At 76.3% G+C, this 7,856-nt stretch carries 3 protein-coding genes; all 3 read left to right on the top strand.

What is annotated here, in order from left to right; all coding sequences use genetic code 11:
* Positions 1-936: KR domain-containing protein (locus tag AB4039_RS40430; RefSeq protein WP_442273126.1), on the top strand; the 936-nt coding region annotated here is incomplete at its 5' end.
* Positions 937-1,010: 74 nt separating this feature from the next.
* Positions 1,011-5,756, top strand: coding sequence for a type I polyketide synthase (locus AB4039_RS40435; protein WP_442273127.1), 4,746 nt, complete (start codon positions 1,011-1,013; stop codon positions 5,754-5,756).
* A 1-nt stretch (position 5,757) separates the two neighbouring features.
* Positions 5,758-7,856, top strand: a 2,099-nt coding sequence (locus AB4039_RS40440; protein WP_442273128.1) for a type I polyketide synthase, incomplete at its 3' end; no start/stop codon positions are given.

Here is a 7,856-nt window from a genome sequence, read left to right on the forward strand (position 1 = left end):
GAGCTGTCGGCGTTCGTGTTGTTCTCGTCGTTCGCGGGTACGGTCGGTGGCGCTGGTCAGGGCAATTACGCGGCGGCCAATGCCTGCCTGGACGCCCTGGCCGAGCAGCGTCGCGCCGACGGACTGCCCGCCACCTCCGTCGCCTGGGGAGCCTGGGCCGACAGCGGCCTCGCCACCGGATCCGACGCCGTCACCGCCCGCATGCGCCGCGGCGGCCTCCTGCCGATGGCCCCCGACCTGGCCATGACCGCGCTCCAGCAGGCCCTGGACCGGGACGAGACCACGCTCGTCGTCGCCGGGGTCGACTGGGAGCGCTTCACGGCGGCCTTCGTCACCGGCCGCCCCAGCCCGCTCCTGACGGGCGTCCCCGAGGTGCGGAGCGTACTCGCGGCCCTGGACGACCGCGCCGCCGGCACCTCCCTGCGGGACACCCTCCCCGGCCTGCCCGCCGAAGCCCGGGAACGCACCCTGCTCGACCTGGTCCGCACCCACGTGGCCGCCGTCCTCGGACACGGCACCGCGCAGGAGGTCGCCACCGGCCGGGCCTTCCGCGAGGCGGGGTTCGACTCCCTGACGGCCGTCGAACTGCGCAACCGGCTGAGCACGGCCACCGGCCTGACGCTCCCCGCCACCGTCGTCTTCGACCACCCCAACCCGGCAGCCCTCGCCGCCTACCTGCTGGCCGAGCTGTGCGGGGACGCCGGTGCGGACGGACCGTCCGCGCTGGAGGAGTTCGCCCGCTTCGAACGTGCCCTGGCCCGTGTCGAGCCCGGCACCGGCGACCACACCAAGATCATGCAGCGGCTCGGGGCCCTGCTGGCCCAGGGCCAGCAGGCCGCCGACTATCCGGAGCGCGCCACGAGCGCCGACGCGTACGAGACGGCGACCGACGACGAACTGTTCGGCCTGCTCGGCGAGAAGTTCGGCATCTCATGACCACGCCCGCGCCCGCGCCCGGCCCCGTGCCCCGACCCGCCGCCGCCAACCCCTCCGCCAGGGAGAACCCCCACGTGTCCAACGAAGACAAACTCCGCCACTTCCTCAAGCGCGTCTCGGCCGAACTGGAGCAGACCCGGGAACGGCTGCGCGAGAGCGAGAACCGGGACGGCGAGCCGATCGCCGTCGTGGCCATGAGCTGCCGCTTCCCCGGGGGTGTCCAGAGCCCCGAAGACCTGTGGCGGCTGCTCGTCTCCGGCGGCGACGCCCTGTCCGGCTTCCCCACCGACCGCGGCTGGGACCTGGCGGGCCTGCTGTCCGACGACCCGGAACGGGCCGGCGCGTCCCACGCCCGCCGGGCCGGATTCCTGGAGGGCGCGGGCGAGTTCGACGCCGGCTTCTTCGGGATCTCCCCCCGCGAGGCCCTCGCCATGGACCCCCAGCAGCGCCTGCTGCTGCAGACCTCCTGGGAGGCCTTCGAACGCGCGGGGATCGCCCCGGACACCCTGCGCGGCAGCCGCACGGGGGTGTTCATCGGCACCAACGGCCAGGACTACACACCCGTGGCCGTCCACTCCGCCGACGACCTCGCCGGGCACATCATGACCGGCAACGCGGCCAGCGTCCTCTCCGGCCGCCTCTCCTACGTCTACGGGCTCCAGGGCCCCGCCGTCACCGTCGACACCGCCTGCTCCGCCTCCCTCGTCGCCCTGCACCTGGCGGCCCAGGCGCTGCGGCGCGGCGAGTGCGAGCTGGCCCTCACCGGCGGCGCCACCGTCATGTCGACGCCCACCCTGTTCGCGGAGTTCAGCCGCCAGGGCGGCCTGGCCCGCGACGGCCGCTGCAAGGCCTTCGCCGCCGCGGCCGACGGCACCGGCTGGGGCGAGGGCGCGGGCATGCTCGTACTGGAACGGCTCTCCGACGCCCGCCGCAACGGCCACCCCGTCCTCGCGGTGGTCCGCGGCTCCGCCGTCAACCAGGACGGCGCCTCCAACGGCCTCACCGCCCCCAACGGGCCCGCCCAGCAGCGGGTCATCGAACTGGCCCTCGCCGACGCCCGCCTGACGCCCGACCAGGTCGACGCGGTCGAGGCCCACGGCACCGGCACCACCCTCGGCGACCCCATCGAGGCACAGGGCCTCATCGCGGCCTACGGGCACCACCGCCCGGCCGACCGGCCGCTGCGCCTCGGCTCCGTCAAGTCCAACATCGGGCACACCCAGGCCGCCGCGGGCGTGGCGGGCGTCATCAAGATGGTCGAGGCGATGCGCCACGGCGTCCTGCCGCGCACCCTCCACGTCGACGAGCCCACGCCCCAGGTCGACTGGTCGGCCGGCTCCGTACGGCTGCTCACCGAGAACCTGGACTGGCAGCCCGCCGACGGCCGCCCGCGCCGCGCCGGAGTCTCCTCCTTCGGCATCAGCGGCACCAACGCCCACGTCCTCCTCGAAGAACACCTCACCACCCCCGATCCGGCCCCGGCCCCCGAGCCCGCCCCCGAGCCCGCCTCCGATCCGGCCCCCGTCCTCGCGGTGCTCTCCGCCCGCGAGGACGAGACGCTGCGCGCCCAGGCCGCCCGGCTCCACGCCCACCTGACGGCAGAGCCGCACCTGTCCCCGCGCGACGTCGCCCACTCCCTCGCCACCACCCGCGCCACCCTCGACCACCGCGCCGCCGTGGTCGCCGGCGACCGCGACGCCCTCCTGGAAGGCCTGGCCGCGCTCGCCGACGGCACCCCCGCCCCCGGTGTCCTGCGCGGCAGCGCCGCCCCCGGCGGGCTCGCGTTCCTGTTCACCGGACAGGGCGCCCAGCGCGTCGGCATGGGAGACGAGCTGTACGCGGCGTTCCCGGTCTTCGCGGAGGCCTTCGACGCGGCCTGCGCCGCGCTGGACGCCCACCTGGACCGCCCGCTGCGCCAGGTGGTGACCGGCGACGCCGCCCTCCTCGACCGGACCCACTACACGCAGGCGGGCCTGTTCGCCCTGGAGGTGGCGCTGTACCGCCTCTTCGAGTCCTGGGGGGTGCGCCCCGACTTCCTCCTCGGCCACTCCGTCGGCGAACTGGCCGCCGCCCACGTCGCGGGCGTCCTCACCCTCCCCGACGCGGCCACCCTGGTCGCCGCGCGCGGCCGGCTGATGGAGGCGCTGCCCGAGGGCGGGGCGATGGTCTCCGTCCAGGCCGCCGAGGACGAGGTGCGCGCCCTGCTCGCGGCCGGCGTCGACATCGCCGCGGTCAACGGCCCCCGCGCCGTGGTCATCTCGGGCCCCGAGGACGCGGTCTGCGAGACCGCCGCCCTCCTCGACGCCGCGGGCCACCGCACGAAGCGGCTCAACGTCAGCCACGCCTTCCACTCGTCGCTGATGGAGCCGATGCTCGACGCATTCGGCCGCATCGCCCGGACGCTCACCTTCCACCAGCCGTCGGTCCCGATCGTCTCCGACATCACCGGCCGCACCGCCGACCCGGCCGAGCTGCGCACCCCCGAGTACTGGGTCCGGCACGTACGTGCCGCCGTGCGCTTCCACGACGGGATGCGCCACCTCGAAGCCCAGGGCGTACGCCGCTTCGTCGAGCTGGGCCCCTCCGGCGTCCTGACCGCCGCCGGGCAGGCCTGCGTGAGCGGCCCGGACCCGGTCCTCACGGCGGCCCTGCGCCGCGACCGGCCCGAGCGGGAGACCGTCACCGCCGCCCTCGGCGAACTGTTCGTCCACGGCGCCACCCCCCACTGGACCGGCGTCCTCGCGGGCCGCCCCGCACGCCGGGTGGCCCTGCCGACCACGGCGTTCCGGCGCACCCGCTACTGGGCCCGCCCCGGCGAGGCCCCCGCCGGGCCCGCCGCCCCCGACCGGGACCCCGCGGCCGGCCTCCAGTACCGCATCGACTGGCAGCCGCTCGCCACCCCGTCGGCCCCCGCCGCCCCGACCGGGACCTGGCTCGTCGTCGGCTCCCGGCCGCAGGACCTCGACCCGGTCACCGAGGCGCTCGCCGCCCGGGGCGCCACCACCGCCCGCCTGGACCTGGACCCCGGCACGGGACACGACCGCGAGGCGCTGACCTTCCGCCTCCTCGCGGCCCTGGCCGGCGCCGGCCGCTGCGCGGGCGTCCTGCTCCTGCCCGCCGCACCCGGCGACCCCGGAGCCGACACCGCCCTCCTGCTCCACCAGGCCCTCGGCGACGCCGGGATCACCGCACCCCTGTGGTGCGCCACCCGCGGCGCCCTCTCCACCGGCCCCGAGGACCGGCCCTGCGACCCCGGCCAGGCACAGGTCTGGGGCCTGGGCCGGGCGGCCGCCCTGGAAACCCCCACCCGCTGGGGCGGGCTCGTCGACCTCCCGGCGGAACCCGACGCCACCGCCCTGGACCGCCTCGGCGCCCTGCTGCTGGCCGGCCCGGGCACCGCCGCCGAGGACCAGCTGGCGATCCGCCCCACCGGGATCCTCGCCCGCCGGCTGGTCCGCGTACGAAGGGCATCGGCCCCCGTCACGCCCTGGCGGCCCTCCGGCACCGTCCTGGTCACCGGCGGCACCGGCGCCCTCGGCGGCCACATCGCCCGCTGGCTCGCCGCGTCCGGCGCCGAACACCTGGTCCTCACCAGCCGCCGCGGCGACCGGGCCCCCGGCGCCCGCGAACTCGCCGCCGAACTGAGCGCGACGGGCACCCGCGTGACCATCGAGGCGTGCGACGCCGCCGACCGGGACGCGCTCGCCGCCGTCCTCGACGCGATCCCCGCCGAGCTGCCCCTGACCGCGGTGGTGCACACCGCCGGCGTCCTCGACGACGGCGTCCTCGACACCCTCACCCCCGAACGGTTCGCGACGGTCCTGCGTCCCAAGGCCGACGCCGCCCGCAACCTCCACGAACTCACCGCCGGCCTCGACCTGTCGGCGTTCGTCCTCTTCTCCTCCTTCGCCGGCGCCGTCGGCGGCGCCGGCCAGGCCAACTACGCGGCCGCCAACGCCCACCTCGACTCCCTGGCCGAGCAGCGCCGCGCCGACGGACTGCCCGCCACCGCCGTGGCCTGGGGCGCCTGGGCCGGCGGCGGCATGGCCGAGGACGAGGAGGCCGTCGGCGAACGCCTGCGCCGCCACGGCATCCGCCCCATGGCACCCGCGCACGCCATCGAGGGCCTCCAGCAGGCCCTGGACCACGGTGACGCCGGCCTGGCCGTGGCCGACATCGACTGGACCCTGTTCGCCCCCGGCTTCACCACGGTCCGCCCCAGCCCGCTCCTCACCGGCGTCGAGGAGGCCCGCCCCCGGACCGCCGACGGGGAACCCGGCTGGCGGGAGCGGATCACCCTGCTCCCGGACGCCGAACGCGCCGCCGCCCTGCTGGACCTCGTACGCACCCAGGCGGCCGCCGTCCTCGGACACGACGGTCCCGGGGCCGTCACCCCGACCCATCCCTTCCGGGAACTCGGCTTCGACTCCCTCACCGCCGTCGACCTGCGCAACGTCCTCGGCCTGCGCACGGGCCTGGACCTCCCCACGACCGTGGTCTTCGACCACCCCAGCCCCCAGGCCCTCGCCGACCACCTCGACGCCGAACTCGGCGGCACCGCCGCCGCCCGCCTGCTGGCCGACCTCGACCGCGTCGAGGACGCCCTCGCGGTCCTCGACGCCCCCGATGTACGGGCGGAGGTCGCCACGCGCCTCCAGACCCTCCTGGCCCGAGCCCGCCCCCGCGAGGGCATCGGCACCGGACCGCACCCCGGCTCCGGACCCGGCACCGACGACGCGCCGGGCGCCGACGCCCCACCGACCTTGGACACGGCGGACGACCTCTTCGCCTACATCGACCAGAAATACGGGACCCGCTGACATGGTGAACGAGACCAAGCTCCTGGACTACCTCAAGCGGGTCACGGCCGACCTGGACGAGGCCAACCGGCGCCTGAAGGACGCCGAGGACCTCACCCACGAGCCGATCGCGATCGTCGGCATGGGCTGCCGCTTCCCCGGCGGCGTGCACTCCGCCGAACAACTGTGGACCCTGCTCGCCGACGGCACCGACGCCCTCGCCGCCTTCCCCGACGACCGCGGCTGGGACCTCGCCGCCCTCTACGACCCGGACCCCGACCGGGCCGGCACCAGCTACGTCCGCGAGGGCGGCTTCCTCGGCGGCGCCGCCGACTTCGACCCCGCCTTCTTCGGCATCAGCCCGCGCGAGGCCCGCGCCATGGACCCCCAGCAGCGACTGCTGCTGGAGGTCGCCTGGGAGGCCCTGGAACGCTCGGGCCTCGACCCGGCCGCCCTGCGCGGCAGCCGGGCCGGCGTCTTCGTCGGCACCAACGGCCAGGACTACGGCACCCTGTTCGGCGACCGGCCCGAAGAGGGCCTCGAAGGCTACATAGGCACCGGCAACGCGGCGAGCGTGCTCTCCGGCCGCCTCTCCTACGTCCTCGGCCTCGAAGGCCCCGCCGTCACCGTCGACACCGCCTGCTCCTCCTCCCTCGTCTCCCTGCACCTGGCCGCCGAGGCACTGCGCCGCGGCGAATGCTCCCTGGCCCTCGCGGGCGGGGCGACCGTGATGGCCACCCCCCGGGTCTTCGTCGAGTTCAGCCGCCAGCGCGGACTCGCCGCCGACGGCCGCTGCAAGCCCTTCGCCGCCGCCGCCGACGGCACCGGCTGGGGCGAAGGCGCGGGCCTGCTCGTCCTCGAACGGCTCTCCGACGCCCGCCGGGCCGGGCGCCCGGTCCTCGCGGTCCTACGGGGCTCCGCCGTCAACCAGGACGGCGCCTCCAACGGGCTCACCGCCCCCAACGGCACCGCCCAGCAGCGCGTCATCCGCCAGGCCCTCGCCAGCGCCCGGCTGTCCCCGGACATGGTCGACGCGGTCGAGGCCCACGGCACCGGCACCAGGCTCGGCGACCCCATCGAGGCACACGCCCTGCTCGCCACCTACGGCCGCAAGCGGGCCGCCGACCGCCCCCTGTGGCTGGGCTCCGTCAAGTCCAACCTGGGCCACACCCAGGCCGCCGCCGGCGTCGCCGGCGTGATGAAGATGGTCCTCGCCATCCAGCACGGCACCCTGCCCAGGACCCTGCACGTGGACGAGCCGACCCCGCACGTCGACTGGACGGCCGGCGGCGTACGCCTGCTGACCGAGCCCGCGCCCTGGCCCGAGACGGGCGAGCCGCGCCGCGCCGGCGTGTCCGCGTTCGGGGTCAGCGGCACCAACGCCCACCTGATCGTCGAGCAGGCCGCCCCCGAGGACGCCCGGCCGCGGGCCGGCGCCGGGGAGCCCCGGACACCGCTCCCCACTGCCACGCCGTGGCCCCTGTCGGCGCACACCCCCGAGGCACTGCGCGCGCGGGCCGTCCAGCTCCGCGCGTACGCCCAGGACCACCCGGAGCTGGACCCCGCCGACCTGGCCCACTCCCTCTCCCTGCGGACGCCGTTCGCCCACCGCGGCGTGCTGACCGGCGCCGACCGGGAGGAACTCGTCGAGGGCGTGGCCTCCGGCGGGAGGTTTGCCTTCCTGTTCTCGGGTCAGGGTGCGCAGCGTCCGGGGATGGGGCGTGAGTTGTACGAGGCGCAGCCGGTGTTCGCGGCCGCTTTCGACGAGGTGTGCGCGCACTTCGCCCTGCCGTTGAAGGAGCTCGTGTTCGGGGGCGGGGAGGAGGTCCACCGTACGGAGGTCACCCAGCCGGCGCTCTTCGCGGTCGAGGTGGCGCTGTACCGCCTGGCGGAGTCGGTGGGCCTGCGTCCGGACTTCGTGGCGGGTCACTCGATCGGTGAGATCGCCGCCGCGCATGTGGCCGGGGTGCTGTCGCTGGCGGACGCGGCCCGGCTGGTGGCGGCCCGTGGCGCGCTGATGGGCGCGCTGCCGGAGGGCGGCGCGATGGTGTCCGTGCGCGCCACCGAGGAGGACGTCCGTCCGTTGCTGTCGGCCGATGTGGACATCGCGGCGGTCAACGG

Origin of the sequence: Streptomyces sp. M-16 (assembly GCF_052114405.1) — a bacterium.
Taxonomy (GTDB): Bacteria; Actinomycetota; Actinomycetes; order Streptomycetales; family Streptomycetaceae; genus Streptomyces.